Source organism: Streptomyces sp. NPDC088707, assembly GCF_044752725.1.
Taxonomy (GTDB): domain Bacteria; phylum Actinomycetota; class Actinomycetes; order Streptomycetales; family Streptomycetaceae; genus Streptomyces.
In genome coordinates this window covers 209,829-236,494 of record NZ_JBIVLV010000002.1, presented here as the reverse complement: position 1 = coordinate 236,494, position 26,666 = coordinate 209,829, and the positions used below count along the sequence as shown (strand labels likewise).

General features: G+C 72.8%; 25 protein-coding genes and 1 pseudogene. 13 read left to right on the top strand and 13 right to left on the bottom strand.

Annotated elements, in window-relative coordinates; all coding sequences use genetic code 11:
* The first annotated feature begins 110 nt into the window (after positions 1-110).
* Positions 111-833 carry a lysophospholipid acyltransferase family protein gene (locus ACIP84_RS08530; RefSeq protein ID WP_355959253.1) on the top strand — a complete coding sequence of 241 codons (723 nt, stop codon included), beginning with the start codon at positions 111-113 and terminating at the stop codon, positions 831-833.
* Between the two features lie 84 nt (positions 834-917).
* Here ACIP84_RS08530 and ACIP84_RS08525 read toward each other — a convergent pair whose 3' ends face one another.
* The 6 genes and pseudogenes from ACIP84_RS08525 to ACIP84_RS08500 all read right to left on the bottom strand — a co-directional run bounded on the left by ACIP84_RS08525 (position 918) and on the right by ACIP84_RS08500 (position 6,317).
* Positions 918-1,610 (bottom strand): phenylalanine--tRNA ligase beta subunit-related protein, encoded by a 693-nt coding sequence (locus tag ACIP84_RS08525; protein ID WP_355959255.1) that lies wholly within the window; start codon positions 1,608-1,610, stop codon positions 918-920.
* Positions 1,611-1,636: 26 nt separating this feature from the next.
* Positions 1,637-2,236, bottom strand: coding sequence for a transglutaminase family protein (locus ACIP84_RS08520; RefSeq protein ID WP_401797083.1), 600 nt, complete (start codon positions 2,234-2,236; stop codon positions 1,637-1,639).
* Between the two features lie 84 nt (positions 2,237-2,320).
* A complete protein-coding gene (locus tag ACIP84_RS08515) occupies positions 2,321-3,400 on the bottom strand; it encodes a threonine aldolase family protein (RefSeq protein ID WP_401797080.1) in 1,080 nt (359 codons plus the stop codon).
* Positions 3,397-4,158 carry an SDR family oxidoreductase gene (locus ACIP84_RS08510; RefSeq protein WP_355959257.1) on the bottom strand — a complete coding sequence of 254 codons (762 nt, stop codon included), beginning with the start codon at positions 4,156-4,158 and terminating at the stop codon, positions 3,397-3,399. The genes ACIP84_RS08515 and ACIP84_RS08510 overlap by 4 nt, the downstream gene beginning before the upstream one ends.
* 35 nt (positions 4,159-4,193) lie before the next feature.
* Positions 4,194-5,609 (bottom strand): DUF6421 family protein, encoded by a 1,416-nt coding sequence (locus ACIP84_RS08505; RefSeq protein ID WP_355959258.1) that lies wholly within the window; start codon positions 5,607-5,609, stop codon positions 4,194-4,196.
* A gap of 157 nt (positions 5,610-5,766) precedes the next feature.
* Positions 5,767-6,317: pseudogene (locus tag ACIP84_RS08500) on the bottom strand (GNAT family N-acetyltransferase).
* Between the two features lie 171 nt (positions 6,318-6,488).
* On the opposite strand from ACIP84_RS08500, the gene ACIP84_RS08495 reads away from it, so the two are divergent.
* The 4 genes from ACIP84_RS08495 (at position 6,489) to ACIP84_RS08480 (ending at position 9,676) form a co-directional block, all read left to right on the top strand.
* Positions 6,489-7,070, top strand: a complete 582-nt coding sequence (locus ACIP84_RS08495; protein WP_401796163.1) for a DUF5134 domain-containing protein — start codon at positions 6,489-6,491, stop codon at positions 7,068-7,070.
* Between the two features lie 119 nt (positions 7,071-7,189).
* Complete coding sequence (locus tag ACIP84_RS08490; protein WP_401796160.1) at positions 7,190-8,131, top strand: M56 family metallopeptidase; 942 nt, start codon at positions 7,190-7,192, stop codon at positions 8,129-8,131.
* Positions 8,132-8,218: 87 nt separating this feature from the next.
* Entirely contained in the window at positions 8,219-8,902 is a 684-nt protein-coding gene (locus ACIP84_RS08485) for a phosphatase PAP2 family protein (RefSeq protein WP_355959265.1), read from the top strand.
* A 129-nt stretch (positions 8,903-9,031) separates the two neighbouring features.
* Positions 9,032-9,676: a TetR/AcrR family transcriptional regulator gene (locus ACIP84_RS08480; protein WP_401796157.1), complete on the top strand. Its 645-nt coding sequence runs from the start codon at positions 9,032-9,034 to the stop codon at positions 9,674-9,676.
* A gap of 27 nt (positions 9,677-9,703) precedes the next feature.
* Here ACIP84_RS08480 and ACIP84_RS08475 read toward each other — a convergent pair whose 3' ends face one another.
* Positions 9,704-11,143 (bottom strand): hypothetical protein, encoded by a 1,440-nt coding sequence (locus tag ACIP84_RS08475; RefSeq protein WP_355959282.1) that lies wholly within the window; start codon positions 11,141-11,143, stop codon positions 9,704-9,706.
* A gap of 272 nt (positions 11,144-11,415) precedes the next feature.
* On the opposite strand from ACIP84_RS08475, the gene ACIP84_RS08470 reads away from it, so the two are divergent.
* Positions 11,416-12,066, top strand: a complete 651-nt coding sequence (locus ACIP84_RS08470; protein ID WP_401796154.1) for a DUF305 domain-containing protein — start codon at positions 11,416-11,418, stop codon at positions 12,064-12,066.
* Positions 12,067-12,172: 106 nt separating this feature from the next.
* Here ACIP84_RS08470 and ACIP84_RS08465 read toward each other — a convergent pair whose 3' ends face one another.
* A complete protein-coding gene (locus ACIP84_RS08465; RefSeq protein WP_355959269.1) occupies positions 12,173-12,556 on the bottom strand; it encodes a helix-turn-helix domain-containing protein in 384 nt (127 codons plus the stop codon).
* Between the two features lie 125 nt (positions 12,557-12,681).
* Here ACIP84_RS08465 and ACIP84_RS08460 point away from each other — a divergent pair, with 125 nt between their 5' ends.
* Positions 12,682-13,767: an NADH:flavin oxidoreductase/NADH oxidase gene (locus tag ACIP84_RS08460; RefSeq protein WP_401796151.1), complete on the top strand. Its 1,086-nt coding sequence runs from the start codon at positions 12,682-12,684 to the stop codon at positions 13,765-13,767.
* 143 nt (positions 13,768-13,910) lie between these two features.
* Positions 13,911-14,993, top strand: a complete 1,083-nt coding sequence (locus ACIP84_RS08455) for an exo-alpha-sialidase (protein ID WP_355959272.1) — start codon at positions 13,911-13,913, stop codon at positions 14,991-14,993.
* A 64-nt stretch (positions 14,994-15,057) separates the two neighbouring features.
* Here ACIP84_RS08455 and ACIP84_RS08450 read toward each other — a convergent pair whose 3' ends face one another.
* Positions 15,058-15,735, bottom strand: a complete 678-nt coding sequence (locus tag ACIP84_RS08450; protein WP_401796148.1) for a uracil-DNA glycosylase — start codon at positions 15,733-15,735, stop codon at positions 15,058-15,060.
* Positions 15,736-15,845: 110 nt separating this feature from the next.
* Between ACIP84_RS08450 and ACIP84_RS08445 the strand changes: the two genes are divergently transcribed.
* Positions 15,846-16,937 carry an N-acetylglucosamine kinase gene (locus ACIP84_RS08445; protein WP_401796145.1) on the top strand — a complete coding sequence of 364 codons (1,092 nt, stop codon included), beginning with the start codon at positions 15,846-15,848 and terminating at the stop codon, positions 16,935-16,937.
* A gap of 80 nt (positions 16,938-17,017) precedes the next feature.
* Positions 17,018-17,941 carry a hypothetical protein gene (locus tag ACIP84_RS08440; RefSeq protein WP_355958475.1) on the top strand — a complete coding sequence of 308 codons (924 nt, stop codon included), beginning with the start codon at positions 17,018-17,020 and terminating at the stop codon, positions 17,939-17,941.
* A gap of 113 nt (positions 17,942-18,054) precedes the next feature.
* On the opposite strand, the gene ACIP84_RS08435 is transcribed toward ACIP84_RS08440, so the two are convergent.
* From ACIP84_RS08435 to ACIP84_RS08425, 3 genes are all read right to left on the bottom strand, one after another.
* On the bottom strand, positions 18,055-19,110 hold the full coding sequence (locus tag ACIP84_RS08435; protein WP_401796142.1) for a lactonase family protein: 1,056 nt from the start codon (positions 19,108-19,110) through the stop codon (positions 18,055-18,057).
* Between the two features lie 191 nt (positions 19,111-19,301).
* A complete protein-coding gene (locus ACIP84_RS08430) occupies positions 19,302-20,804 on the bottom strand; it encodes an FUSC family protein (protein WP_355958489.1) in 1,503 nt (500 codons plus the stop codon).
* A gap of 262 nt (positions 20,805-21,066) precedes the next feature.
* Positions 21,067-22,092 carry a hypothetical protein gene (locus ACIP84_RS08425; protein ID WP_401796139.1) on the bottom strand — a complete coding sequence of 342 codons (1,026 nt, stop codon included), beginning with the start codon at positions 22,090-22,092 and terminating at the stop codon, positions 21,067-21,069.
* Positions 22,093-22,705: 613 nt separating this feature from the next.
* Here ACIP84_RS08425 and ACIP84_RS08420 point away from each other — a divergent pair.
* The 3 genes from ACIP84_RS08420 to ACIP84_RS08410 all read left to right on the top strand — a co-directional run bounded on the left by ACIP84_RS08420 (position 22,706) and on the right by ACIP84_RS08410 (position 24,356).
* Complete coding sequence (locus tag ACIP84_RS08420) at positions 22,706-23,185, top strand: Lrp/AsnC family transcriptional regulator (protein ID WP_073902156.1); 480 nt, start codon at positions 22,706-22,708, stop codon at positions 23,183-23,185.
* A 77-nt stretch (positions 23,186-23,262) separates the two neighbouring features.
* On the top strand, positions 23,263-23,658 hold the full coding sequence (locus ACIP84_RS08415) for a helix-turn-helix transcriptional regulator (RefSeq protein WP_355958468.1): 396 nt from the start codon (positions 23,263-23,265) through the stop codon (positions 23,656-23,658).
* Positions 23,659-23,723: 65 nt separating this feature from the next.
* Positions 23,724-24,356, top strand: coding sequence for a DinB family protein (locus ACIP84_RS08410; protein ID WP_401796136.1), 633 nt, complete (start codon positions 23,724-23,726; stop codon positions 24,354-24,356).
* Between the two features lie 34 nt (positions 24,357-24,390).
* Here ACIP84_RS08410 and ACIP84_RS08405 read toward each other — a convergent pair whose 3' ends face one another.
* The gene (locus ACIP84_RS08405) at positions 24,391-26,385 is read right to left on the bottom strand and encodes a SpoIIE family protein phosphatase (protein ID WP_355958465.1); all 1,995 of its coding nucleotides are present in this window, start codon (positions 26,383-26,385) and stop codon (positions 24,391-24,393) included.
* Between the last annotated feature and the right edge of the window lie 281 nt (positions 26,386-26,666).

Genomic DNA, 26,666 nt, shown 5'->3' with positions numbered 1-26,666 from the left:
TGGTCACGGCGGCCCACATGGGGCACGATCTGCCCAAAGCCGAAAACCTACGGCTGCGTAACTTCGCCGGGAGCACCCTCCCCAGGCACAGAAGAAGGGTTTCCTCTCAGATGGCAGAACTCGTGTATCGGCCGGTCATCGGCGCCGCTCTGACCATGTTCAAGGCGCTCGACCTGAAGATCGACACGCAGGGTTCGGAGCACATCCCGCGCACGGGTGGTGCGGTACTCGTCTCCAATCACATCAGCTATCTGGACTTCATCTTCACGGGCCTGGCCGCGCTCCCGCAGAAGCGTCTCGTGCGCTTCATGGCGAAGGACTCGGTCTTCCGGCACAAGGTCTCGGGGCCGCTGATGCGCGGCATGAAGCACATCCCGGTGGACCGCTCCGCGGGCGAGAACGCGTACCAGCACGCGCTGGAGTCGCTGCGGGCCGGCGAGATCATCGGCGTCTTCCCCGAGGCGACCATCTCCCAGTCGTTCACCCTCAAGGCCTTCAAGACGGGTGCGGCGCGGCTCGCCCAGGAGGCCGGGGTCCCGCTGATCCCGATGGCGCTCTGGGGCACGCAGCGCGTCTGGACCAAGGGCCGCCCCCGCAACTTCAAGCGCAGCCACATCCCGGTGACGATCCGCGTCGGCGAGCCGGTGGAGGCTCCCGCCGACCAGTACGCGGGCGCCATCACGCGGCGGCTGCGCGGGCGCGTCCAGGAACTCCTGGAGGCCGCGCAGCGCGCCTACCCGGTGCGCCCCAAGGACGCGAACGACACCTGGTGGGTGCCCGCGCACCTCGGGGGTACGGCTCCGACGCCGGCCGAGGTCAAGGACGCCGGCTGACGGCGGGGCGCCGCGGGACGACACCCCGCTGAATCGTCACGCCGGTTCGCGGACACGTCGTCACGCCGGTTCGCGGACGCATCCTCACTCGGGGTCGCGGACCGTGATCCGGGCTCCCGGGCTGAGCTTCTCCAGGGACTCCGCCAGTTCGGTGCCCGCCGCGAGGAGCTCGTCCCGGGTCATCGGGGCGAGCGATTCGAGCAGGAAGAACGCGTCGACGGTGTCGTCGTCGATACGGGTACGGGGCCCCTGGCGCCAGTTCCAGCGGCGGCAGGTCACGCCCTCCTCGTCGCACCAGACGATCTCCCCCGCCTCCGGGTGCTCCACCGTCTCCGCGCCGCCCGCCATGGTGACGAAGGGCTCGTCGCCGGTGGCGCGGACCAGGCGCATGGCGCCGCGGATCCTGCCCAGGTCCTCGCCGCCGACCGGGATGAGGTGGGCGACGCTCACCGCGTTGTAGGCGTCGACGAGCCGGTTGATGCGGGGCAGCCCGCCGTCCGCGAGCGCCCGCCTGGCGAGCGCCTCCGCGGAGTTGCGCGTACGGGAGGGCTTGGCGCCGAACGCGGTGTACGCGGCGCGCCAGGCGGCGATGTGCGGGTCCTGGTCCGGGGTCCGGCCGTCGAGCCGCTCGGCGAGTCGGCGTGCGGCGTCGTCGAGGAGGGCCGAGCCGGCCTCGTCGCTGGGCCCGTTGACCAGGCCGTGGGCCTCGATCACCAGAGCGGTGAAGCCGGGTACGAGGGTGCGCACCTCGTCGGAGACGGTGAGCGTGAGGGTCATGGTCCGCCGTTCGCTGGGGTCCGGGGTCAGAGCTCCGAGGGGAGCGTCCGCCAGAGGTGGGGCCGGTCGGACGCGGCGCGCAGCGCGTCCAGAACAGCCGCATGCGGTTCAGTGTAGAGCACTGGATAATCCACTTCATTGCACTCCGGCCGGACGGACCAGGCCAGCCGCTCCGCCGCCAGGGAGAACTGGGCGTCGACTCCGGGCTTGTTCCCGCGCACGTCCTGGCGGGCCCAGTCCCGCTCGCCGGGCAGCAGCACGGCGACGAGACCGTGGATCACCGGGTTCGAACCGTCGTCGTCGGCGAGCCGCTGATAACAGAGGGCGGCCGGGATGCCCCGGGCCCGCAGGAGCGCGGCGTACGCGATCGACTTGGCGTAGCAGATGCCAGTGCGCCGCTCCAGGACGTCGGAGGCGCGCCAGGTGACGCGGGGGTCGTCGGCGTCGGCGGAGTGCGGGACGGTGTCGCGTACGTATCGGTAGGCGGCTTCGGCGTATGCGTATGCGTCGGGGTACGCGGCGGCGAGGCGGTGCACGACCGCCCGGACCACCGGATGATCGTGGTCGACCGCCTCACTCACGGCCAGGTAGGCCGTGATGTCGGGGTTCTCCTGGACGAGCTCCATGGGTTCCATGCGCGTGGAGCGTACGAATACGGCCGGACGGAAGTCAATGACTTTCCGTCCGGCCGTATACTCATGCAGCGAGAGCTAGCGTGCCAGCTCTTCCTTCAGGGCCTGGAGGAAGGCGTCCACGTCGTCCTCCGTGGTGTCGAAGGCGCACATCCAGCGCACGTCGCCGGCCGTCTCGTCCCAGAAGTAGAAGCGGAACCGCTCCTGGAGCCGCCGGGTGACCGCGTGCGGCAGGCGGGCGAAGACCGCGTTGGCCTGCACCGGGTAGAGGATCTCCACCCCGTCGAGCTCGCGCACGCCGGCCGCGAGGCGCTGGGCCATCGCGTTGGCGTGGCGGGCGTTGCGCAGCCACAGGTCCTTCGCGAGGAGGGCCTCCAGCTGCACCGACACGAAGCGCATCTTCGACGCGAGCTGCATGGACAGCTTGCGCAGGTGCTTCATGTGGCTGACCGCGTCGGGGTTGAGGACGACGATCGCCTCGCCGAAGAGCATGCCGTTCTTCGTGCCGCCGTAGGAGATGACGTCGACGCCCACGGCGTTGGTGAACGCGCGCATCGGCACGTCGAGCGAGGCGGCGGCGTTGGCTATGCGCGCCCCGTCGAGGTGCACCTTCATGCCCTTGGCGTGGGAGTGCTCGACGATCGCACGGATCTCGTCCACCGTGTAGACCGTGCCGAGCTCGGTGTTCTGGGTGATCGAGACGACCTGCGGCATCGCCCGGTGCTCGTCCTCCCAGCCCCAGGCCTGCCGGTCGATCAGCTCGGGGGTGAGCTTGCCGTCGGGGGTCGGCACGGTGAGCAGCTTGAGGCCGCCCATGCGCTCCGGCGCCCCGCCCTCGTCCACGTTGATGTGCGCGGACTCGGCGCAGATGACGGCGCCCCAGCGGTCGGTGAGCGCCTGGAGGGCGGTCACGTTCGCCCCGGTCCCGTTGAAGACCGGGAATGCCTCGGCCAGGGGGCCGAAGTGGCTGTGCATGATCCGCTGGAGGTGCTCGGTGTACTGGTCCTCGCCGTAGGCGACCTGGTGGCCGTCGTTGGCGAGGGCGAGGGCCGCGAGGATCTCGGGGTGGGCGCCGGCGTAGTTGTCGCTGGCGAAGCCCCGGACCGACGGGTCGTGGTGACGACGTGCGTCGGTCCTGGGGCCGAGGGCCGCGGTCACGGCTTGGGGGTCAGCCACAGACGCTGTCCATTCACTTCCTGGGCGGGCTTGTCCCAGAGCCCGGCGATCTCGTCGGCCAGGTCCTTGACGTCGGTGAAGCCCGCGAACTTCGCGTTGGGGCGTTCGGCGCGCATGGCGTCGTGCACCAATGCCTTGATCACCAGGATCGCAGCCGCCGCCTGCGGGCCGTCGTCGCCCCCCAGCTTGCGGAACGAGTCGGCCATCGCGAGCGTCCAGGCCTCGGCGGCCGCCTTGCCGGCGTTGTACGCGGCGTTGTTGGCGAGCGGCTTGTGCGCGCCGACCTGGCTGATCAGGGCGTAGCGGCCGCGGCCGCCGGCCCGGAGCAGGACGTCGTGGAAGGCGAGCGAGGTGTGCTGGACCGTGCGGATGAGGAGCTTCTCGAGGAAGTTCCAGTCCGCGAGGTCGGTCTCCGTGAAGGAGGAGCTGCCGCGCCAGCCGCCGACGAGGTGGACCAGGCCGTCGATCCGGCCGAACTCCTTCTCGGTCTTCGCGGCCCAGTCGCGCGTGGCGTCCAGGTCGAGCAGGTCGACGGTGTCACCGACGACCTTGGCGCCGCCGTGGGCGTAGCGGGCGGCGTCGACGGCCTCCGCGAGGCGCGCCGGGTCGGCGTCGGCGCCGACGACGGTCGCGCCCGCTTCGGCGAGGCGCATCAGCGTCGCACGACCGGCCGGGCCGGCCGCGCCGGCGACCGCGATGACGGCGCCGTCGAGCGGCCCGCCGTTTCCGTTGGCGGTCATGGGCGACGCCTCCTCCGTGTGGTCGGTACGAGCGCTCACGCGGCAGCCCGCTCGGCCTGCTCGGTCCGCGAGACGTCGGCGGCGGTGATCCCCTTGGTGTCGGCGATCACGCCCTTCAGCTTCTTGGCGAGGGCCTCAAAGAACATGCTGAGCGGAAACTCGTCCGGAAGCACGTCGTCGACGAGCTTGCGGGGCGGGAGGGAGAGGTCGAGGGCGTCGGGACCCTTGGCCCACTTCGAGCCCGGGTGCGGGGCGAGGTAGGTGGAGACGAGCTCGTACGCCTTGAACCAGTGGACGAGCTTGGGGCGGTCGATGCCGTCGCGGTAGAGCTTCTCGATGTCGGCGCAGAGCTGGTTGGTGACCTCGGGGGCCCGCTGCCAGTCGATCTTGAGGGTGTTGTCCGTCCAGCGCACCACGTCGTTCTTGTGGAGGTACGCGAAGAGGAGCTGGCCGCCGAGACCGTCGTAGTTGCGGTTGCGGTCGCCGGAGAGCGGGAAGCGGAACATCCGGTCGAAGAGGACCGCGTACTGCACGTCACGGCCGTGGGTGTTGCCCTCGGCCTCCAGCTTCACGGCCTCCTTGAAGGCGGTGAGGTCGCAGCGGAGCTCCTCGAGGCCGTACATCCAGAAGGGCTGGCGCTGCTTGATCATGAAGGGGTCGAACGGCAGGTCGCCGTGGCTGTGGGTGCGGTCGTGGACCATGTCCCAGAGCACGAAGGCCTTCTCGCAGCGCTCCTGGTCGTCGATCATCGCGGCGATGTCGGCGGGCAGCTGGATGCCGAGGGTGTCGACGGCGGCCTCGGTGACCTTGCGGAAGCGGGCGGCCTCGCGGTCGCAGAAGATCCCGCCCCAGGTGAAGCGCTCGGGGGCCTCGCGGACGGCGATGGTCTCCGGGAAGAGGACGGCCGAGTTGGTGTCGTACCCGGCGGTGAAGTCCTCGAAGGTGATCCCGCAGAACAGCGGGTTGTCGTAGCGGGTGCGCTCGAGCTCGGCGAGCCACTCCGGCCACACCATGCGGAGCACGACGGCCTCGAGGTTGCGGTCGGGGTTGCCGTTCTGCGTGTACATCGGGAACAGCACCAGGTGCTGGAGCCCGTCCACGCGGTCGGCGGCCGGCTGGAAGGCGAGCAGCGAGTCCAGGAAGTCCGGGACGGCGAAGCCGCTCTCGGCCCACTTGCGCAGGTCGGAGACGAGGGCGTGGTGGTAGGCACCGTCGTGCGGGACGAGCGGGGAGAGCTGCTCGACCGCGGCGACGACCCGGTCGAGGGTCAGCTCGGCCAGGGCCTTGGCGGGCGCGTCCTCGCGCTCGAAGTCGATGGAACCGTCCGCGCTCTGCCAGGTGCGGATCTCCTCCACGGCATTCTTGAGCTCGGGCCAGGCGGGGTGGTCGATCACCCGGGCGGCGGTGGATATGCCCCCACCAGTCACGTCCTGCACAAGAATTTCCGTCATGCCTCTTCCTCCACAGGAGAACCTCGCGTGAAGACACCGTAACCGTGGACGGTTCTCAGCCACAAGAGGGGGCAAGGGAAATTATCCTGCGCCACCCCCCTGATCACAGAAGTTTTTCCTGTCAGCCAGGGGGGAAGCCACCCTTCCGCCGCGTTTCTCAGCTCAGCGGCTTCACCAGGAGCTCGAACTCCAGGTCGTCGCGCTGGGGCAGGCCGAAGCGCTCGTCGCCGTACGGGAAGGGGGTCATCCGCCCGGTGCGCCGGTAGCCGCGGCGCTCGTACCAGGCGATGAGCTCCTCCCGTACGGAGATCACCGTCATGTGCATCTCGCGGACGTCCCACAGCTCGCGCACCCGGGCTCGGCCTCCGCGATGATCTGCTTGCCGAGACCTGCCCCCTGGAGTTCGGGGCGGACCGCGAACATCCCGAAGTAGGCCGCCTCGCCGCGGTGCTCCAGCTGGCAGCAGGCGACGATGTCGCCGTCGCGCTCGACGACCAGGAGCCGGCTGTTCGGCATGGTGATCACGGCGGCGACGCCCTCGGGGTCGGTGCGCTGCCCCTGGAGGATGTCCGCCTCGGTGGTCCAGCCTCCCCGGCTGGCGTCGCCCCGGTAGGCCGACTCGACGAGCGGGACGAGGGCCGGGACGTCGTCCAGGACCGCCTCGCGGTAGCTGATCCGGCCTGTCTCGTGCGACGTGGCGGTGTCCATGTGAACGGGGCTCCCCTCGGGTGCTGACGATCGCCGTACGCGATCGTCCCGAGCCTAACGCCCGCCCGTTCACTCCCCCTCGTACGCCTGTGCGCACCCGTGCGCCTGCGTGTGTCCGGCCGGCCGCGGGCATCGTCCGGGGAGGGGACGGCGTCGAGGGGGAGGTGTGCCGTGCACGGACCGGCCCTGTCCGGGTGGTTGATGGTCGTGCTCTGCGCGGTGACGGGCGTGTACTGCCTGCTGCGGATGCGCGCGTCCGCCGGGGAGGAGCGGCGGGCCGCGGCGGGCGAGGCACTGATGGGCTTCGGGATGGCCTCGATGGCGCTGCCCGCGGCGGTGCTCACCCCGCCGGAGTGGAGCTGGGCGGTGTACGCGGCGGTGTTCGGCGGCGCGGCGCTGCACGGACTCGCGGCGGTCCGGCAGGGCGGACACCATCTGCACCACTTCGTCGGCTCGCTCGCCATGGTCTACATGGCGGTGTCGATGGCGGCTCCCGGCGCGGGGGCGCACGCGGGGCACACGGCGGTCACGGCGGGCGGCATCCCCGTCCTCACGGGCGGACTGCTCCTCTATTACATGGTGTACGTGCTGCACGCGGGCACGAGACTCGTGCCCGTGGCGATACCGGCGACGGCGGGCGGGCCGGGTCCGGGCCGCGGGCCGCGGGCCGACTGGGCGGCACGCCCGGAACTGGCACTCGCCTGCCGGCTGTCGATGGCGCTCGCGATGCTGGCCATGCTCGTCACACTGTGAGTCCGGGCCCGCGCCCGACCGGGCTTCCGGGGGCGGACCGGCTCAACCAAACCGTGGCGTACGTCACTTGCCGCCCCGGGGCATACCCCCGACCAGTACCGCGCTCATAGGCTGGCGCCATGTGGGTCTCCCTCGCGCTGTTCCTGCTCGGAGTTCTGACCGCCCTCGCGGCCCCCCGGCTGCTGTCGCGGGCGGACTGGGTCGAGCGAGAACCCGTGGTGGCCCTCTGGGTGTGGCAGTGCGTGATCGCCGCCGTGCTGCTGAGCTTCGCGCTCTCCATGACGTTCAGCGCGTCGACCGCCTGGCAGGCCGTACGGGGACAGATCTTCGCGCCCGCGCCGCGCGCGGTGATCGACGCGTACGAACTGGGGACCGCCGGGCCCTGGTCCGCGGTGCTCGCGGTGGCACTGGCGGCCGGCGGGGTGTGGTCCGGGGCGATGCTGGGCCGGGAGTTCAGCCAGGCCGGATCGCGGCGCAGACAGCGCCGCTGCGACCTCCTCGTCCGCGCGCCCCTGCTTCCCGGCGAACAGCCGGGCGGCGAGCGCCTCGTGGTCCTCGAGGGCGAGCGGGCGAACGCCTGGTGGCTGCCTGGGAGCACACCGCAGCTGGTCATCACCACGGCGGCGCTGCGGCGGTTGAAGGGCCGTCAGCTGGACGCCGTCCTCGCGCACGAGCAGGGGCACGCGCGCGCCCGGCACGACTGGCTGCTGCACTCCTCGGCGGCGCTGGCCGCGGGATTCCCGGGGATCCCGGTCTTCGCGGCCTTCCGCGAGGAGATGCACCGGCTGGTGGAGCTGGCCGCCGACGACGTGGCCTCGCGCCGGTTCGGACGGCTGACGATCGCGCTCGCGCTGGTCGAACTGAACGAGGACCGGGGTGTGTTCGGGCCGGGCCAGGCCCCGTACGGCGATCTGCCGCGCCGCGTCGACCGGCTGCTGACCGCGGCGCCCCGGCTCACCGCGGGCCGTCGGCTGCGGCTGACCGCGGCCGCTTCCCTGGTGCCGGTGGTCCCGGTGCTCGTGGCCTTCGTCCCGGCGCTCAGCGCGCTGGGACAGGGGTGACGGCAGGATCGCCGGTCCGGTCGCGTGCGACGGCGCGCGGGGGGCGGGAGGAATCGGCCGGAGGCGGTCATCGGGCAGGATCGACGCATGCGTTCCTCCGCCGTGATCTCCGGAGTCCTGGCCGTTCTCCTGCTCGTCCTCGTCGCCGTGGGGTGGGCACCCCTGCTCTCCTTCGACCGGTCGGTGACCGAGGCGCTCCACCGCGAGGCGGTGGCCGAACCCGGGCTCACCCAGGTGAACCGCTTCCTCAGCGACTGGGTGTGGGACCCGTGGACGATGCGCGCGCTGGCCGCCGCGACGGTGGTGCTGCTGTGGTGGGAGCGGGAGCGACGGCTCGCCCTGTGGGTGGCGGCGACGAGCCTGCTGGCCGTGGCGCTCCAGCAGGGCCTGAAGTCGCTGGTGGGACGGGACCGGCCGCAGTGGACGGATCCGGTCGACTCGGCCCGCTTCGCCGCCTTCCCGTCCGGGCACGCCATGACGGCCATGGTCACCTGCGGGCTGCTGCTCTGGGTCCTCGCACTGCGGTGGCGGCGCGAGTGGCGCGGCTGGGGCGCCCTCACGAGCCTGGCGGTCGTCTCGGTGCTCGGGGTGGGATGGACGCGGGTCTATCTCGGCGTGCACTGGCCCTCGGACGTGCTCGGGGGCTGGCTGTTCGGCTGGTGCTGTGTGGCGACCGCGATCCTTACGTACCGCCGGCGGGAGCGTCGTGCCGCGTCGGCCGGGCCCGCGGAGAGCGACGGCGAGGGGAGCAGAATGGGAGGAACAGGATGAAGCCGCCTGTTCTGGACGATCCCCCGTGTCGCCCAGAACAGACGGCATCCCCGGCGGTCTGCCACGAGGGCAGCCCGACGGGATGCGCCGAGTATATTGGCCGGCAGCCAGTCAACGCAGGAGTCAAGCATGTCCCCGCGTAGCCCATCGGTCAATGAAGAGCTCCGCCGCAGGTCCCGGGAGCGCATTCTGCAGGCCACGGTGGAGCTCGTCGACACACGCGGCTACGAGGCGACGACACTCGGTGACATCGCCGAGCGGGTCGGTTCGGCGCGCGGGCTGATCTCGTACTACTTCCCGGGCAAGCGGCAGCTCCTCCAGTCGGCGGTGCACCGGCTGATGCACCTCACCCTGGAGGAGGCGCTGGAGCGCGAGCCGCGCACGGAGGACGGCCGCGAGCGCATGGCCCGCGCGATCGACGCGATCCTGGGGCTCGCCGCGGCCCGGCCGACCCTGATGCGGACCCATATGGCGGGGATCCTGCAGGCCGAGGGCTTCGTGCAGTGCCCGGAGCAGCAGCGCCTCGCGTTCCTGCTGCGCGACACGGTGACGCGGTACGGCTCCGAGGACGTGGACACGGACTATCCGATGCTGCGCGCCCTGCTGATGGGCGCGGTGGTGGCGGTGCTGCTGCCGGGGGCGCAGATGCCGCTGGCGCGGCTGCGGTCGGAGCTGTTCCACCGCTACGGCCTGGACTGGGAGGCGGGCGCGCCGCCGGACGGGGGTCCGCCCGACGGCGCGCCGGTGGGTCAGGCCGTCAGCCGGCCGTCGTGAGGCGACGGCCGGCGGTCACGGCTCCGGTCAGTGGTCGAAGTCGAAGTAGTCCGGCTGGGTCTGGACGTTGAGCTCGTCCATCCGGATCCGCTTCGCGGGGTCGGTACGGCGGTCGGAGAGCTTCAGGACGTCGAAGCCCTTGGCGATGTCGTTGGAGTAGATGTAGCCGTTGTAGTAGTACGCGGACCACGAGCCGCCGGTGGCGATGGTGGTGGCGGACAGCGGGCCGCGCTCGAAGTAGGCGATCTCCTTGGGCTTGCGGGAGTCGGTGAAGTCCCACACGGAGATGCCGCCCTGGTACCAGGCCTGGACCATGATGTCCTTGCCCTTGACCGGGATCAGCGAGCCGTTGTGGGCGACGCAGTTCTCGGTGTCGGCCTGGTGGCGCGGGATCTTGAAGTAGCTGCGGAAGACGAGCTTGCTCTTCTTGCCCTTGCCGACGATGTCGTAGATGCCGTCGGCACCGCGGTTCGGGCCGACCTCGGCGTTGCAGGTGGCCGCGCCGCCGCCGCCGAGCTCGTCGGTGAAGACGACCTTGTCGGCCTTCTGGTTGAAGGTCGCGGAGTGCCAGAACGCGAAGTTGACGTTGTCCTGGACACGGTCGATCACCCGCGGGTGCTCGGGGTCCTCGATGTCGAAGAGGATGCCGTCACCCATGCAGGCGCCGGCCGCGAGGTCCTTCTCCGGGAGCACGGTGATGTCGTGGCAGCCCGTGGTCTTGGAGACGCCCGGGTTGGTCGGGCCACCGGGGTTGCCGCCACCGTCCGGGCCCTCGCCCGGGAAGAGGACGGGGAAGCCGACGAGCGCGGCCTTCTCGGGAGCCTTGCGGGGCACCTTGATGACCGAGATGCCGTCGTGCGGCGGCTGGCAGTCCGGGAACGCGGCGTTGGGCGAGTACGACGAGACGTAGATGTAGACGTCCCGCTTCTTGGGAACCAGCGTGTTGGTGTGCGAGCCGCACGCGGTCTCGACGGCGGCGACGTACTTCGGGTTCCGGACGTCGCTGATGTCGAAGATCTTCATGCCCTCCCAGGATTCCTTGACCGAGGCGGGCTGCGTCGTGCTGGCGCAGGAGTTGTCGCTGCGGGAGGAGTCCGTCGAGAGGAACAGCAGGTCCCCGGAGACGGAGATGTCGTTCTGGGAGCCCGGGCAGAGGACCTGGGCGACGGTCTTCGGGGACTTCGGGTTGCTGATGTCGAAGATCCGGAAGCCGTCGTAGTTGCCGGCGAAGGCGTACCTGCCCTGGAAGGCGAGGTCCGAGTTGGTGCCCGGGAGGGCGTCCTTGGGGATGTTGGCAAGGTGTTCGATGTTCGAGCTGTGGACGATCTCGTCCACGCCGGGTATCTCACCGCTCTGTATCGCGGCGCGCGCCTCGGCCGCCTGCGCCGAGGAGACCTTGCCCTGGGCGGGCACGTCTCCCGGGTCGGGGGTCGCGGTGGCGGGGCCCGCCATGAGCATGGTGGCCATCAGTCCGGCCGCGGCGGATGCCACGCCGAGGCGTCTGAGCCTGGCACGCGGGTCGCGCGTGATGGACGTGGTACGCGGGGTACGCAACGAAGTCACTCCGTCCTCCCTGGTATCCGTTCAGCGTTGAACGGGTGTTGGACCCCGGCAGTATCTTCCTTGCCGTGCACATCTCAACAGATGGCAACACAGACGTAATGAAGGTTTTTGATCGGTAGCCCCGAGAAAAGTGCTAGGAACGGTCACTGTCCCCGCAAGAAAATCTGGAGGTCGCGTTGTTGATCCGCCGTCAGCGTGCCGTCGTCGCCGTGGCCCTGTCCGCCGTCGCCGTACTCGCCCTGGCAGCCTGCGAGTCGGGGCCCGACAAGGGCGCCCCCGAGGCGGCCGCGGGATCGACGGGGACGGTGGTCGCGCCGGGCAAGCCCGGTGAGGCGGCCCGGCGGATATCCCCCGAGGAAGCCGCGAAGCTGCTTCCGGACCAGAGCCCGAACAGCGCCGACTTCACCTACGCGCAGATGATGATCGTGCACCACCGGCAGGCCCTCACCATGACCGCGCTGGCCCCTGGGCGGGCGGCCTCGGCTCAGGTGAAGGGGGTCGCCGAGCGGATCGCGGCGGCGCAGAAGCCGGAGATCGGCGCGATGGAAGGTTGGCTGAAAAACAACGGTGGCCCGCGCGAACAGGCGGGCCACGACCATCACTCGATGCCGGGCATGGCGAGCGAGGCCCAGCTGGAGCAGCTGAGGAACGCCAAGGGCAAGGCCTTCGACGAGCTGTTCCTGAAGCTGATGATCACGCACCACGAGGGGGCGGTGACGATGGCCGCCGAGGTGCTGAGCGAGGGCAACAACGTCCTCGTGGAGGAGATGGCGAACGACGTGATCGCCCAGCAGTCGGCGGAGATCGGGAGGATGCGGGGACTGTAGGGGGCACGGCACCGCCGGGCGCCTCTCCGGGGGCGCGTCTCCGGGGGCACCTCCCCGGCGGCGCGTCCCCGGCGGCGCCTCCCCGGGCCGCGCCCCTCCCCGGCGCCTAGGCTGTCGCGTCCTCGCGGCCGGCCTGGGCGCCGGTCGCGTCCTCGCGCTCGGCCTGGGCGCCGGCCGCCGTCAGGACCGTGTCGAGCAGGCCCGGGAAGAGGGCTTCGAGGTCGTCCTCGCGCAGGGCGTTGAGTTTGGCCGTACCGCGGTACGTCTGCCGGATGACCCCGCCTTCGCGCAGCACCCGGAAGTGGTGCGTCGTGGTGGACTTGGTCACCGGGAGGTCGAAGTACGAGCAGCTCAGTTCGGTGCGCTCGCGCGCCATGTCCCGCACGATCCGCAGCCGCACCGGGTCCGCGAGCGCGTGCAGCACCGCCTCCAGTCGTATCTGGTCGCGCGTGGGGTGTTCGAGGGCGCGAGGGCTGGTGGCGGTCGTCATGGCGGCGGCTCCACTTCATCCGGGATACGGGCCATTGTACGAGAACCCTCGTAGTTTGACAGATGCCGTACTACGATGGTTACCGTACTAGCGTCCCTTCGAGGCACCCCGAAACGGAGTCCGTCATGAGCGTCGCCCTGTTCGAGCCCTACACCCTGCGGTCGCTGACCGTTCCCAACCGGGTCTGGATGGCGCCCATGTGCCAGTACTCGGCGGAGATGACCGGACCGAACGCGGGTGTCGCCACAGACTGGCACTTCGCCCACTACGCCTCCCGGGCCACCGGCGGCACCGGACTGATCCTGGTCGAGGCGACCGCCGTCTCCGCCGAGGGCCGGATCAGCCCGGCGGACCTCGGCCTGTGGAACGACACCCAGACCGAGGCCCTCCGCCGCATCGCCGACTTCCTCAAGGACCACGGCACCGTCCCCGGCATCCAGATCGGGCACGCCGGGCGCAAGGCCTCGACCAAGCGCCCCTGGGAGGGCCGCGGACCCGTCCCCGAGGCCGGTCCCGGCTGGCAGCCCGTCGCGCCGAGCCCCGTCGAGTTCGCCGAGGGCTACCCGGTGCCGACCGAGCTCACCGTCGACGGGATCCAGGAGATCACCGGGCAGTTCGCGGACGCGGCCCGCCGCGCGCTCGACGCCGGCTTCCAGGTCATCGAGGTGCACGGCGCCCACGGCTATCTGATCGGCGAGTTCCTCTCCCCGCACAGCAACCACCGCACCGACGCGTACGGCGGCTCCTTCGAGAACCGGACCCGGCTCGCCCTGGAGGTCGTCGACGCCGTACGGTCCGTGTGGCCCGAGGAACTCCCCGTCTTCTTCCGCATCTCCGCCACCGACTGGCTGGAGGAGCAGGGCTGGACGGTCGACGAGACCGTACGGTTCGCCGCGCTCCTCCGCGAGCACGGCGTCGACCTCCTCGACGTCTCCAGCGGCGGCAACGGCGGACCGGCCGAGATCCCGGTGGGCCCCGGCTACCAGGTGCCCTTCGCCGCCCGCGTCAAGGCCGAGACCGGGCTGCCGGTGGCCGCCGTGGGGCTGATCACCGAGAGCGACCAGGCCGAGAAGATCGTCGCCAACGGCGAGGCCGACGCGGTCCTGCTCGGCCGCGAGCTGCTGCGGGACGCCTCCTGGGCCCGCCGCGCCGCCCGCGACCTGGGCGCGACCACGCACGCGGCGCCGCCGCAGTACGCCTGGGCGATCTGAGGAGCGCGAGGTGACCGCCGGCGCCCGAACCACGGGCGCACGGCGTGGCGCGGACGTCTGTGGGAGTGTCCGGGAGCCGTTGTCAGTGGCCGGGTGCAGACTGGCCCGTATCCCCGACAACGGCGTCCCGGAGGTTGGCAGTCATGCCCGACGTACTCCTCACCGTAGGCACCCGCAAGGGACTCTTCATCGGCCGCAGGCGCGACGGCCGATGGGAGTTCGACGATCCGGCCTTCCCCGCGCAGGCGGTCTACTCGGTCGCCATCGACACCCGCGGACCGACCCCGCGGCTGCTCGTGGGCGGGGACAGCGCCCACTGGGGGCCGTCCGTCTTCCACTCCGACGACCTCGGCAGGACCTGGACCGAACCGGCGCGGCCTGCCGTCAAGTTCCCCGAGGACACCGGCGCCTCCCTGGAGCGCGTCTGGCAGCTGCACCCGGCCCCCGAGCACTCCCCCGGCGTCGTGTACGCGGGGACGGAGCCGGCCGCGCTCTTCCGGTCCGGGGACGGCGGGGAGTCCTTCGAGCTCGTCCGCCCGCTGTGGGAGCACCCGACCCGTTCCCAGTGGGTGCCGGGCGGGGGCGGCGAGGCCGTGCACACCGTGGTGACCGACCGGCGCGACCCGGCGGCCGTCACCGTCGCCGTGTCCACCGCCGGGGTGTTCCGCTCGCAGGACGGCGGGGCCGCCTGGGAGCCGTCCAACAAGGGTGTGTCGGCGGTGTTCCTGCCGGACCCGCACCCGGTCTTCGGGCAGTGCGTCCACAAGATCGCCCAGGACGCGGGCGACCTCGACCGGCTGTATCTGCAGAACCACTGGGGCGTCTTCCGCAGCGACGACGCGGGCGCCAGTTGGACGGACATCGGCTCGGGCCTGCCCTCCGACTTCGGCTTCGCGGTCGCCGCGCACCCGCACCGCCCGGACACCGCCTACGTCTTCCCCATCACCGCGGACTCCGACCGGGTCCCGGCCGGCCGCCGGTGCCGGGTCTACCGTACGAGCGACGCCGGGGCCACCTGGGAGCCGCTGAGCCGGGGCCTGCCCGAGGGCGACCACTACGGCACGGTGCTCCGGGACGCGCTGTGCACGGACGACGCGGACCCGGCGGGCGTGTACTTCGGCAACCGCAACGGCGAGGTGTACGGGAGCGACGACGACGGCGACAGCTGGCGACTCCTCGCCGAACACCTGCCGGACGTGCTGTGCGTGCGGGCGGCCGCGATCTAGGGCCTGTCGTCGAACTCCCGTCGTCGCCCGAAGGGCGGGGCGGACGGGAGTTCGACGACAGGGCCTAGGGCAGGCGCCAGTCCACCGGCTGGGCACCCTGCTCCAGCAGGAGTTCGTTGGCGCGGCTGAAGGGACGGGAGCCGAAGAAGCCGCGGTCCGCCGACATCGGGGACGGGTGCGCGGACTCGATCGCCGGCAGATCGCCGAGGAGCGGGCGGGCGTTGCGCGCGTCGCGGCCCCACAGGATCGACACCAGGGGTTTGCCCCGGGCGGCGAGCGCGCGGATCGCCTGCTCGGTCACCTCCTCCCAGCCCTTGCCGCGGTGCGCGGCGGGCTTGCGCGGGGCGGTGGTCAGCGCCCTGTTGAGGAGGAGGACGCCCTGCCGGGTCCAGGGGGTCAGGTCACCGTTCGACGGCCGGGGCATCCCGAGGTCGGTGTGCAGCTCCCGGAAGATGTTCTCCAGGCTGCCCGGCAGCTGACGGACCTCGGGCGCGACCGCGAAGCTGAGCCCGATGGCCATTCCCGGCGTCGGATACGGGTCCTGACCCACGATCAGGACCCGCACGTCGTCGAAGGGCTGCTGGAACGCCCGCAGTACGTGCTGTCCGGCCGGCAGATAGGTCCGGCCCGCGGCGATCTCCGCCCGCAGGAAGTCACCCATCTCCGCCACCCGGCCTGCCACGGGGCTCAGGGCCCCCGCCCAGCCGGGCTCCACCAGTTCCTTCAAAGGTCGCGCTGTCACGGTCCGTCACTCTACCGGCCTACTGTGACACCCCGGTTCGGGCGCCGGCACGGGCCACCCCCTAGACTCCGCCCACTCCCCCGCCCCACTCGTCGCGAGGACGGTGCACCGTGACCCCTGTCGTCTCCGTGGCTTCCGTGAACGCCCCTTCCGGCGCCCTGGTCGTCGGTGTCGACTCCGGGGGCTCGGGACTCCGGATCGCGCTGGCCGAGGCGGCGAGCGGCGCCGTGCTCGACACCCGCGCGTCGCGGGAACCGGTGCGGACCGGCCCCGGCGGTATCTCCGCCCGGCACTTCCTCGACCAGGTCCTCCCGGCCGTCAGGGCCCTGACGGAGCCTCACGGCGGACGGCCGGTCGTCGCCGCGGCCGTGGGCGCCGCCGGGATGGCGACCCTCGGGGACGAGCTGCGGGCGGAGCTGCCGGGGGCCTTCGCCGAGGCCTGGGGCGTCCGGCGGCTCGCCCTCGCGGCCGACGCCGTCACCGCGTACGCCGGTGCGCTCGGACAGCGGCCGGGGGCCGTCGTCGCCGGCGGTACGGGGATGATCGCGCTCGGCACCGATCTGGCGTCCTGGCGGCGGGCCGACGGCTGGGGGCATCTCCTCGGCGACTGCGGCAGCGGCGCCTGGATCGGCCGGGCGGGCCTGGAGGCGGCCATGCGCGCGCACGACGGGCGGCGCGGCGGTTCGCCGGCGCTCCTGGCCCGGGCGGAGAAGCTGCTCGGCCCGGCGGCCGGCCTGCCGGGCGCGCTCTACCCCCGTACCGACCGGCCCGCGGTGCTCGCCTCCTTCGCCCCCGAGGTGGGGCTGTGCGCCGCCGAGGACCCGGTGGCGGCGGACATCCTGGCGCGGGCGGCCCGGCACGTCGCCGAGGCCGCCGAGGCCGCCTGCCCGGCCGGGCCGGGGGCGCTGGTGGCGCTGACGGGCGGCCTGTTCAAGCTGGGCGACCCCCTGCTCGTACCGCTGCGCGCGGAGCTCGCGGAGCTCGTCCCGCAGGCCCGGACGGTCGAGCCGGCGGGGGATCCGCTGGCCGGGGCCGTCGCACTGGCGGCGGCGCTCGCCACCGGCACGCTGCGGCTGCCGGAGGACCCCGCGCTGCTGCGCCTGTTCGGGGAGGACGCTCCGCGGACCGCCTCATCCGCCCAGGTGGGAGGCGGTGCGTCGACCCGCGGCGAAGGCGGGGACCGCATTCCGGACGCGCCATAGGGGGGACATAGAGGGGCAGAAGGCGCATGATCGTACCTCAACCGACGCCGCCCCGGGCGAAACCAGTAGCATGCGGCGCCATGAGCTCCCCCACTGGGCCTGCTTCCGGCCTGCCTGTACGAATGCCTCGACCCCGTCAGTCCGGGCGGCACCGTCGCCCCGAACCCGCGGCGGCGCCCGAGGGCGCTCCCGCACTGGTTCTCGCTGTGCCCGGCGTGCCGTCCGCCGCCATACGCTCGCTGGCCGAAGAGGTCGTGAGCATCGCCCGTTCCGAGCTGCCCGGCCTCGACGCCCTGATCGGCTTCGTCGAGGGCGACGACAGCGAGTACCCCTCGCTCGCGACCGTGCTGACGGTCGCCGCCACGCTGCGCACCGAGCGGTACGAGCTGGCCGTGGCCGCCGGCCGTGAGGTCAGCGCCCCCACCGGCCCCGCCTCGGTCGTCGTGCCGCTGCTCGCGGGTCCGGACAGCGCCCAGACGCGCCAGGTCCGCCAGGCCGTCATGGACGCCGGCAACACCGCCGAGCTCACCGACGTCCTCGGCCCGCACCCGCTGCTCGCGGAGGCGCTGCACGTGCGTCTCTCCGAGGCCGGTCTGGCCCGCGCCGACCGCGCCCGGCTGTTCACGGTCGCCACGGCCGCCGACGGCATCATCCTCGCCACGGTCGGCGGCGAGGAAGCCGTGCAGGCCGCGGGGATCACCGGCATGCTGCTGGCGGCGCGCCTCGCCGTGCCCGTCATCGCCGCCGCGCTCGACCAGGAGGGTTCGATCGCCTCGGTCGCCGAGCAGCTGCGCGGTTCCGGTTCGGAGCAGCTCGCGCTCGCCCCGTACCTGATCGGCCCGGAGCTGGCGGACGGCCTGCTCGACGAGGCCTCGAAGGAGGCCGGCTGCGCCGCCGCCGAGCCGCTGGGCGCCTACCCGGCGATCGGCAAGCTCGTGCTCTCGCAGTACACGACCGCGCTCGGCATCCCGCCGCAGCAGCCGCAGGGCGCGCCCTCGCTCTGAGGCCCGCCACCCCGCCCGTACGTCGAAGGGCCCGCACCGGATGTCCGGTGCGGGCCCTTCGGTGTTTCGACGTACGGTCTCGCGGTCTCGGGCCGGGGGCCCGTGGCCCGGCGTCAGCCGAAGACGACGCAGGAGGCGGCCGGGGCCTCGACCGAACCCGCGCGCGCGGGGATCCCGGTCTCGGGGTCGAGGGCGAACCAGGTGACGTCGCCGGAACGCTCGTTGGCGGCGTACAGGTGACGGCCGGACGGGGCGAGGGTCAGATCGCGGGGCCAGGTGCCGCCGCAGGGCACGGTGGCGACCAGGGCGGCCTCGGCCCCGTCGGCGTCGAGGGCGAGCACGGCGAGGGTGTCGTCACCGCGCACGGCGGCCCAGAGGAAGCGCCCGTCGGGGGCGACGACGACCTCGGAGGGGTAGCTGGGGCCGGGGGTGCCCTCGGGGACGACGGGGGTCTCGCCGAGGGGTTCGAGGGCACCGGCGTCGGCGTCCCAGCGGCAGACGGTGAGGGTGGGTTCCAGCTCGTTCAGGACGTACGCGTGCGTGCCGGCCGGGTGGAAGGCGAGGTGGCGCGGTCCGGTGCCGGGGCGCAGCGCGGTCTCGCCGTGCGGGGCGAGGGCCCCGGTGGCGGGGTCCAGGGCGCAGATCCGTACGGAGTCGGTGCCGAGGTCCACGCTGACGATCCAGCGGCCGCTGGGGTCGGGAAGCACCTGGTGGGCGTGCGGGCCGGCCTGCCGGGAGGTGACGGGCCCGCTGCCCTCGTGCCGGTAGACGCTCGCGGCGGGGCGGGCGGTGCCGTCCTCGGCCAGCGGCAGGGCGGTGACGCTGCCGGAGGTGTAGTTGGCGGTGAGGAGGTGCCCGGCGGCGAGGGCGAGGTGGGTGGGTGCCGCGCCGTCGACGGGGACGGGCGCGCCGAGGAGCCGGGGTTCCGGCCCGCTGACGTCGAAGGCGGCGACGGCTCCCGCCGCGGTCTCGGACACGGCGTGCAGCACGGGGCCCGCGAGGGCGAGGAACGAGGGGTCGGCGAGGCCGTCGCTGCCGCCGGTGACGGTCAGCTCCCCCGTCTCGGCGTCCACGTCGGCGGCGAGGACGCCCCGCCCGCCCGCCGAGGTGAAGGAGCCGATGTACGCCCGTACGGCGCTCCGGTCCCGAACCGTCTCTGTGCCGCCCACGGTGCCTCCCCTGTCCCCGCGACCGGTCGCGGTCGACCGGCCTGCGTCGGCCGACGGTAGCAGGCCGGTCTAGACCAAAGGGGGCGGGCGGCGGGTCGGGGACGCCCCCGGGGCCTGCCGCGGACCTGTCGGGGACGCGCCGGAGACGAGGCGGAGAAGCTCTGCGGCGCGTCGAGACGTGCCAGGAACCGTCAGGAGCGGACGAGCGACGAGCCCGGCGGTGTCCGCAGCGGCTCGTCGAGCGCGGCGAGGAGCTTCTCCAGACCGCTGACGTGGCCGAGCGCCGCCTGACCTGCGGCCGGGGCGACCGTACCGTCAGCCGCCATCCGCTCCCCGGCCTCGTGACCGCCCCGGGGTGAGGTCAGCCGCTCCACCGCCGCCTCGACGCGCCAGCAGGCCGCGGCGAGGCGGGCGTCATGGCTCGCGGCCGGGTCGGCCGCCACGGCGGCGAGCCCCCGCACCTCCTCTGCGCACTCGTCGAGCAGCGCCAGGACCCGCCGCGCGCGGGCCTTCCGGCCGCGGAACGGGCTCAGCGGGTGGACCAGCGGGGCGACGGAGAGCCGCACGCGTCCGAGCAGCAGCTCCAGCTCGGCGGCGTGCGGGGTCGGGTCGGCGTCCTCGTCACCGGACAGGCGCCGCAGGGAGGCGGAGGTCGCGGACCGCACGCCCTGCAGCGCCCGCTGGATCCAGGCGTCGTTGATCGCGTGCGTGGTGACCGGGAGGATGAGCAGCACGGCGAGCGCGGCGCTGACCGCGCCCACGGCGGTCTCCTCGAGGCGGAGCACCAGGAGCGCCGGGTCGAGCACGCCGAGGAGCCCGTAGAGCAGACCCGCCATCACGGTCACGGCCAGCATCATCCAGCTGTACGAGACGGGCGCGGTGTAGAAGATCCCGAAGACGCAGACGGCCACCAGGGCGGCCGTGGGGACCACGGCCCCGTCGAGCGGGATGGCGACGACCATGCCGACGGCGATCCCGATCACCGTCCCGAGGACCCGGCGGAAGCCGCGTACCAGCGTCTCGCCGCGCGACACGGTGTTGACGAAGATCCACCACGTCGTGCCGACGGCCCAGTACCAGCGGTCCTCGGAGAGCACCTGGCCGATCGCGAGCGCCACGGCGCACGCGGCCGCGGCCTGGATTGCCTGCCGGGTGGTCACACGCGAGAGCCCGGAGCCGGGCAGCGGCGCCGGCGCGGCGGGCGGGGGCGTACGGCGCTCCAGCGGCCACAGGAGGAAGCGGACCGCGCCGGCGGCGGCAAGGGCGATGCCGACGGCCGCGTACAGCTCGGGGAGCTGTCCGGGGACGGCGTGCAGGAACTGGGTGGTGAAGAAGTTCATGAACGCGAAGATCCCCAGCGCGTGGCCGCGCGGGCCCCAGCGCCGGGCGTAGACCCCGCAGAAGACCACGGTGAGGAAGGCGACGTCCCGCAGCAGCGTGATGTCGTGCAGCGCGGTGGCGAGGGCGAGGACGGGGAAGCCCGCGGCCGGGAGGAGCAGGGTGGTGACGGCCTGCGCGCGGACGGTGGAGTCCGTCACGGTGAAGAGCGCGAGCAGTGCGGCGAGACCGCCGGTGATCGACGCGGTCAGCGAGAGGCCGGCGAGCTCCGCGAGCGCGACGGCGAGCGCGATGCCGAGGACGGCGCGCAGCGAGTTCTTCAACCTGACGTGCCCCGGATCCGGTGCCACGAACATCCTCTTCACGGCTGTGAACCGCCCCCTCGTCTTGCCTTCCGTCCTGCCTCGCGGCGTCCCGGGGTGGTGGGAGCTCGCGGACATGACGAAGGCGCCGCGGTCCGGACCGGCCTCGTCGCCGCCCCGGCGCTGCGCGGCGCCGAAAGTACCTGGATACGCCAAGGAAACCATCCATCGCGCCTCTGGCTCAACTCAGGGCCCGAAGGGTGGGCCATTGGCCCAGTGGAAGGCGGCCTTCGTCGGCCGTCGGGCGGCCAACGGTTCACTCCCCGCTCCGGCCCTCCAGCTCCTGCAGAGCCTCGGCGGCCTGCGCGGCAGCGCGGCGGGCGTCCCGCAGGGCGTGCTCCGCGGTCGTCACCGCCTTGCCGGCCGCCGTGGAGGCCGTCCTCGCCTCCTGACGGGCCTTCCGGCCGTCGTGCAGCTCGCGCTCCAGACGGCTGACCAGCTCGGCCGCCTCCTCGGCCGCCTCCGCCGCGGCCTGCCGCGCGTCGCGGGCCCCGGCGAGCTCCCGCTCGCGCCGGCCGACCTCGGCGTCGGCTTCCTCCGCCGCCGTGCGGGCACGTTCGAGCTCGCGCAGGCGGGCACGTTCGAGCTCGCGGCGGCGTCGCGCGTCCTCGCCGCGGGCCGGCTTCTTCTTCGCCGCCGACGGTTCGGCGCCGCCGCCCGCCTCCTCGTCTTCGGTGGTCCCCGCCGTCCGGGAAGTCCTGGCGGTCGCGGGCGCGGTGGACGCCGTGGCCGTGGTCGCGGTGGTCGCCGTGACTTCGGCCGCTTCGGCGGCCGGGGCACGGCGGGCGGGTACCGCATCCGGCGCGACCGCGGGGAACCCGACCACCGCTTCGGGCGTCTTGACGAGTCGGCCCCTCGACCACTGCTCGGCCACGTCCTGGTCGGCGAGAACGCCGTGCAGGGTCTGCTCGATCTCGTGCAGCACGGTGTCGCTCACGGACAGCCCCGCCTCCCCCGCGAGCGCTCCGGCCGTACGGGCAAGGGCGGTGATCAGCTGCTGCCGCTGCCCGCTCGCCGCCCGCAGCTGTTCTGCGTCGAGCGTCCGGTGGGCCTCCCTGAGAGTCTCCCCGAGGGCCATGAACTGCTGAGCCTCCCGCTGCCGCTGCCGGGCCAGCCGGTTCGCCGCCCACGCGGCGAGCGACGGGCGCCGCAGGGCGGCGATGGCCTTCGCCGCCCTCGCGTCCTTCGCCGCGCGCGCCCGGGCGACGTACGTGTCCCGCGCGGCCACGAACTCCGCCGGCCTCAGGCCGTACAACTCCTCGGCGACTTCCTCGACATCCACGCCGCCCACTCTGCGCCGATCGCGCGCGGGGGCCGGGATCCCGCTCGCCGCCTCCGCCGGATGCCCGGTCCGATCACCCACTCGGGCGGTCCGCGAAGACGGCATCCGCCTCCTCGTGGACCTCCGCCGTACCCCCTCGTCGACGGTGCACGTGCACGCCGGCCGGTGCTCGATCTCCGCATCGACACCCAGGTCCGCCCAGTCCCGCGTCACCTGGCGGAGGTCGCCCGCCCGGGCGTCGGCGTACGGGGCGGCGGCCTCTGGGCCCCGGCGGCGGCGCAGCTGTCCGTGGCGGAGCCCGTGCAGGGAGGTCGGTTCGCCTGCGGCGTGCCCGGCCACACCGGTGGCCGTCCGGACGGCCACCGGGAGGACGCTCCTCTCCGCGGCGCCAGGCGCCCGGCACGCGGTACCCCCTCCTCGGGAGGTCCCGGGGCCATCGGGCGCAGTCGCCCTGTGGCGCCTTCCGGCGCCTCCGGGACTCGGCCGTGCGCGTGGTGGGACGCGGGCGGCGCGCGGAGGGCCCCCGGAGGAGCGAAGCCTGTGCCGGAATGAAACGATTCCGACCCCAGGTACCCCGTGCCGACCCGAAGGAACCCGAGGAGGACCGCCGCGTATGGCCGTGGACGAGCTCGACACCCGGATCCTGCGGCTGCTCATCGAGCAGCCGCGGACGAGCGTGCGCGAGTACGCGCGGATCCTGGGCGTGGCGCGGGGCACCGTACAGGCCAGGATCGAACGGCTGGAGCGCGACGGAGTGATCACCGCGACGGGCCCGGTCCTCTCCCCGGCGGCGCTGGGGCATCCAGTGCTCGCCTTCGTCCATGTCGAGGTGACCCAGGGGCACCTCGACGAGGTCGGCGACGCGCTCGCGGCCGTACCGGAGATCGTGGAGGCCTTCTCCATCACCGGCGGCGGCGATCTGCTCACCCGGGTGGTCGCCCGCGACGCCGGGCACCTGGAGGACGTCATCCAGCGGCTCATCCAGCTGCCCGGGGTGGTCCGCACCCGTACCGAGATCGCGCTGCGGGAGCGGGTGGCGCACCGGCTGCTGCCGCTGGTCGAGGCGGTCGGACGCCGATCGGGTTCGGCCTGAATCACGGAGCTTGCCCTGCGGCGCGGTATGCGCATTTTCCTTGCATATGCGAGCTCCAGGGGCGTAATCTCTCGCACATGCAGTCCTACACCATCGGGCAGGCGGCGCGCCTGCTGGGCGTGAGTCCTGACACCGCACGCCGCTGGGCCGACGGCGGCCGGTTCGTCACCCATCGCGACGAGAACGGCCGACGCCTCATCGACGGCCGCGACCTGGCCGCCTTCTCCGTCGAGGTCGCGCAGAGCGGCCAGGGCGACGACGACATGGCGTACACGTCGGTGCGCAACGCGTTCCCGGGCATCGTCACGGCCGTCAAGCTCGGCGACATCGCCGCACAGGTGGAGATCCAGGCAGGTCCGCACCGGCTCGTCTCACTCCTCACCCGTGAGGCCGTGGAGGAGCTGGGACTCGAGGTCGGCATGCAGGCCACCGCCCGCGTGAAGTCGACGAGCGTGCACATCGACCGGATCTGATCCGGTTCGACCGGATCTGATCCGGTCGCCCGGCCTGACCCGCCTCTCTACGACCCGGAGCCCCGATGGCGATCCCCGCACGACTTGTCCCGCTCCTCGCCCAGTTCGACTTCGCCCGCCGGCGACTGACCGACCGCATGGCGGGGCCGGTGATGGACAGCGGGAACGGTACGGACGTCGAGGTCGGTCCGATGACCGACGCGGAGTACCTCTGGGAGCCCGGGCCCGGCTGCTGGTCCGTCCGGCGCCGTACCGACGGTCCCGGGCTACGCGCCACCATGCTGACCGGCGCCGACTCCGGCGAGTGGGGCCGGGACGCGACTCCGCCGCCGCACCCGGCCCCGCCGCCGTTCACGACGATCGCGTGGCGGCTGAGTCACCTCAGCGAGCTGCTCGCACTCCGCGCCGACCACACGAACGGCAGCCGCACCCTCACCCGCGACGACTACGCGATCAGCGGCGAGGTCGCGACGGCCGTCGCCGCGTTCGACACCGCCGCCGGCGCCTGGCGCGACGCGCTGCTGTCCGTCGACGACACGGCGCTCGACACCGTCGGGTACAGCACCTACCCGCACGGCAGCGATCCGGAGGACCCCTTCCTGGAGACCGTCTGGTGGGTGAACCAGGAAGTCCTGCACCACGGGGCGGAGATCGCCCTCCTCCGCGACCTGTACCGGCTCCGGCACACGGGCCCCTGAGGCCCGGATGAACCCCCTTTTCCTATAAGGAACTTCAGCTGGTCGTACGGGCGATCAGGATCGCCACGTCGTCCTGCGCGGGCGCCGCGAGCAGCTGCTTCAGGATGTCGTCGCACAGCTCGCCCAGGGGCCGGTCGAGGTGCCGGAGCGTCCCGGCGAGCTGCCGCATCCCCTCGTCGAGGTCGCGGTCACGGGCCTCGATGAGGCCGTCCGTGTAGAGGACGAGCAGCCCGCCCTCGGGCAGGGAGATCTCCTCGGTGCCGAAGTCGTGGGCGCCCGTGCCCAGCGGGGTCCCCGGCGGCCCGTCGAGGAAGGCGATCGTCCCGTCCGGGGTGGCCACGGCCGGCGGCGGGTGACCGGCGCGCGCGATGACCCAGCCGCCGGTGGCCGGGTCGTGGACGGCGTAGACACAGGTCGCCATCGTGTCCTCACCGAGGTCGGCGACGACGGCGTCGAGGGAGCTGAGCATCTCGACCGGCGGGATGTCGTGGCGGGCCAGGGTCCTTACCGCCGTGCGCAGTTGGCCCATGACCGCGGCCGCGTGGATGCCGTGCCCCATGACGTCACCGATGACGAGACCCGTCCTGCCGCCCGGCACGGCGATGACGTCGAACCAGTCGCCGCCGACGTCATGGGCGCTCGCGGGCAGGTAGCGGCCGGTGAGTTCGAGCCCGGTCACGTCGGGCAGCGCGCTGTTGGTGAGGCTGCGCTGCAGGGTGAGGGCGGCCTCCCGCTGGGTCGTGTAGAGGCGGGCGTTGTCGATGTTCAGGGCGGCCCGGGCCACGACCTCGTCGATGAGGACGCAGTCCTGCGCGTCGAAGGACTCGCGGGTCCGCAGCCGGGTCACCGTGACCGCGCCGAGCACCTGGCCGCGGGCCACCATGGGAATGAGCCGTGCCGAGCCGATGCGGGTGGCGAAATAGGTGCGGAGCGCCTCGGTGCGCGGGTCGGTGAAGAGGTGCGGGATGTCGGACGTGAAGAGGTTCGTGGGCCTGCCTCGGGCGACGACCCCCTCGTACACGGAGTCCAGCGGGATCTGGAAGGTCTGCCCCGGGACGAGCAGCGACGTGGGGGCCGTGGGGTCGGGGAAGCGGGCCGCGAGTCGGCGGAGCACCCCGCGCGTGGAGGCGACCGGGTCGTCCGGCTCGAGGACGGATTCCAGCATTTGGACGTCCGCCGAGTCGGCCAGCCCCGGCACGAGGAAGCGGACCGCCTCCTCCGCCGTCTGCTGCAGGTCCAGGGTCGTGCCGATCCGCGCCCCGGCCTCGGCCAGCAGGGCGAAACGGTGGCGGGCCCGCTCGACCTCGGTGTGCGCCTCCTGGCTCTCGGTGATGTCCACGAGGGACGCGATCAGCCCCAGGGACCGCCGGTCGGTGCGGTCGATGAGCGGCGCGTACGAACAGGACCAGATGTGGTCGCGATCGGGGTCGGCGGGGGTGCGGCCGACCCGGCGGGCGTCGACGACGGCGTTCCCGCTCTCCAGGACCTGGCGCATCAGGGATTCGAGCGAGGCGGCGTTGACGCCGGGCACCACCTCGGTGAGACGGTGACCCACGTGCTCGGCGGCCGCCACCCCGTTCATCCGGGCCAGGGCGTCGTTCACCCGGAGGAACCGCAGGTCGGGGCCGAGCAGGGCGAGACCGATCGGCGACTGGGTGAAGAGGCTCTCCATCGCCGCGAGGTTCTCCCGCATGCGCAGGACCTCGGAGGTCTCCACCGCGATGAGCATGGCGCCGGGCCGCCCCTCCGGGTCGGCGGCCGGCACGATCCACATCTCCATGGCGACGGTGTGCCCGTCGCGGTGCCGGACGGGGAGGGCGCCGACCATGGTCTCGCCGGCCTGTACGCGGTGGGTGAGCCGTTCGGCGAGTTCACGGTTGGCGTCGGGGACGAGCAGGGGCGTGGCGAGCCGTCCGATCACATGCTCCGGACGGTGGCCGAGGAGGTCCTGCGCGGCGAGCGACCACTCGACGATGCGGCCCTCGGCGTCCTCGCGCCACAGGGCGATCGGGAGCAGCTCGCGGAGCACGCCCGCGTCCCCGACAGCCGCCCGGGGCGGCTGCGGAACCCTGCTCGACGACTCGTGGTTCTCCAACGCATCGACCTACGCATCGGCCCGGCCCCGGGGGGCGTATTCCCTATCGAATCACCCTAGCCGAGTACCTGGGGGTGAGCTCTGCCCAGTGCGGCCGATCGATGCGGTGGGGACGGGCGGGACGGGGGTGCATGCACGAGAGGGAGGGGAGCGCCGGGACAGCGGATTCCGTAGTTCTACGGATGTGCGGGCGGCCCCGGGCTGCGAAAGTCGTT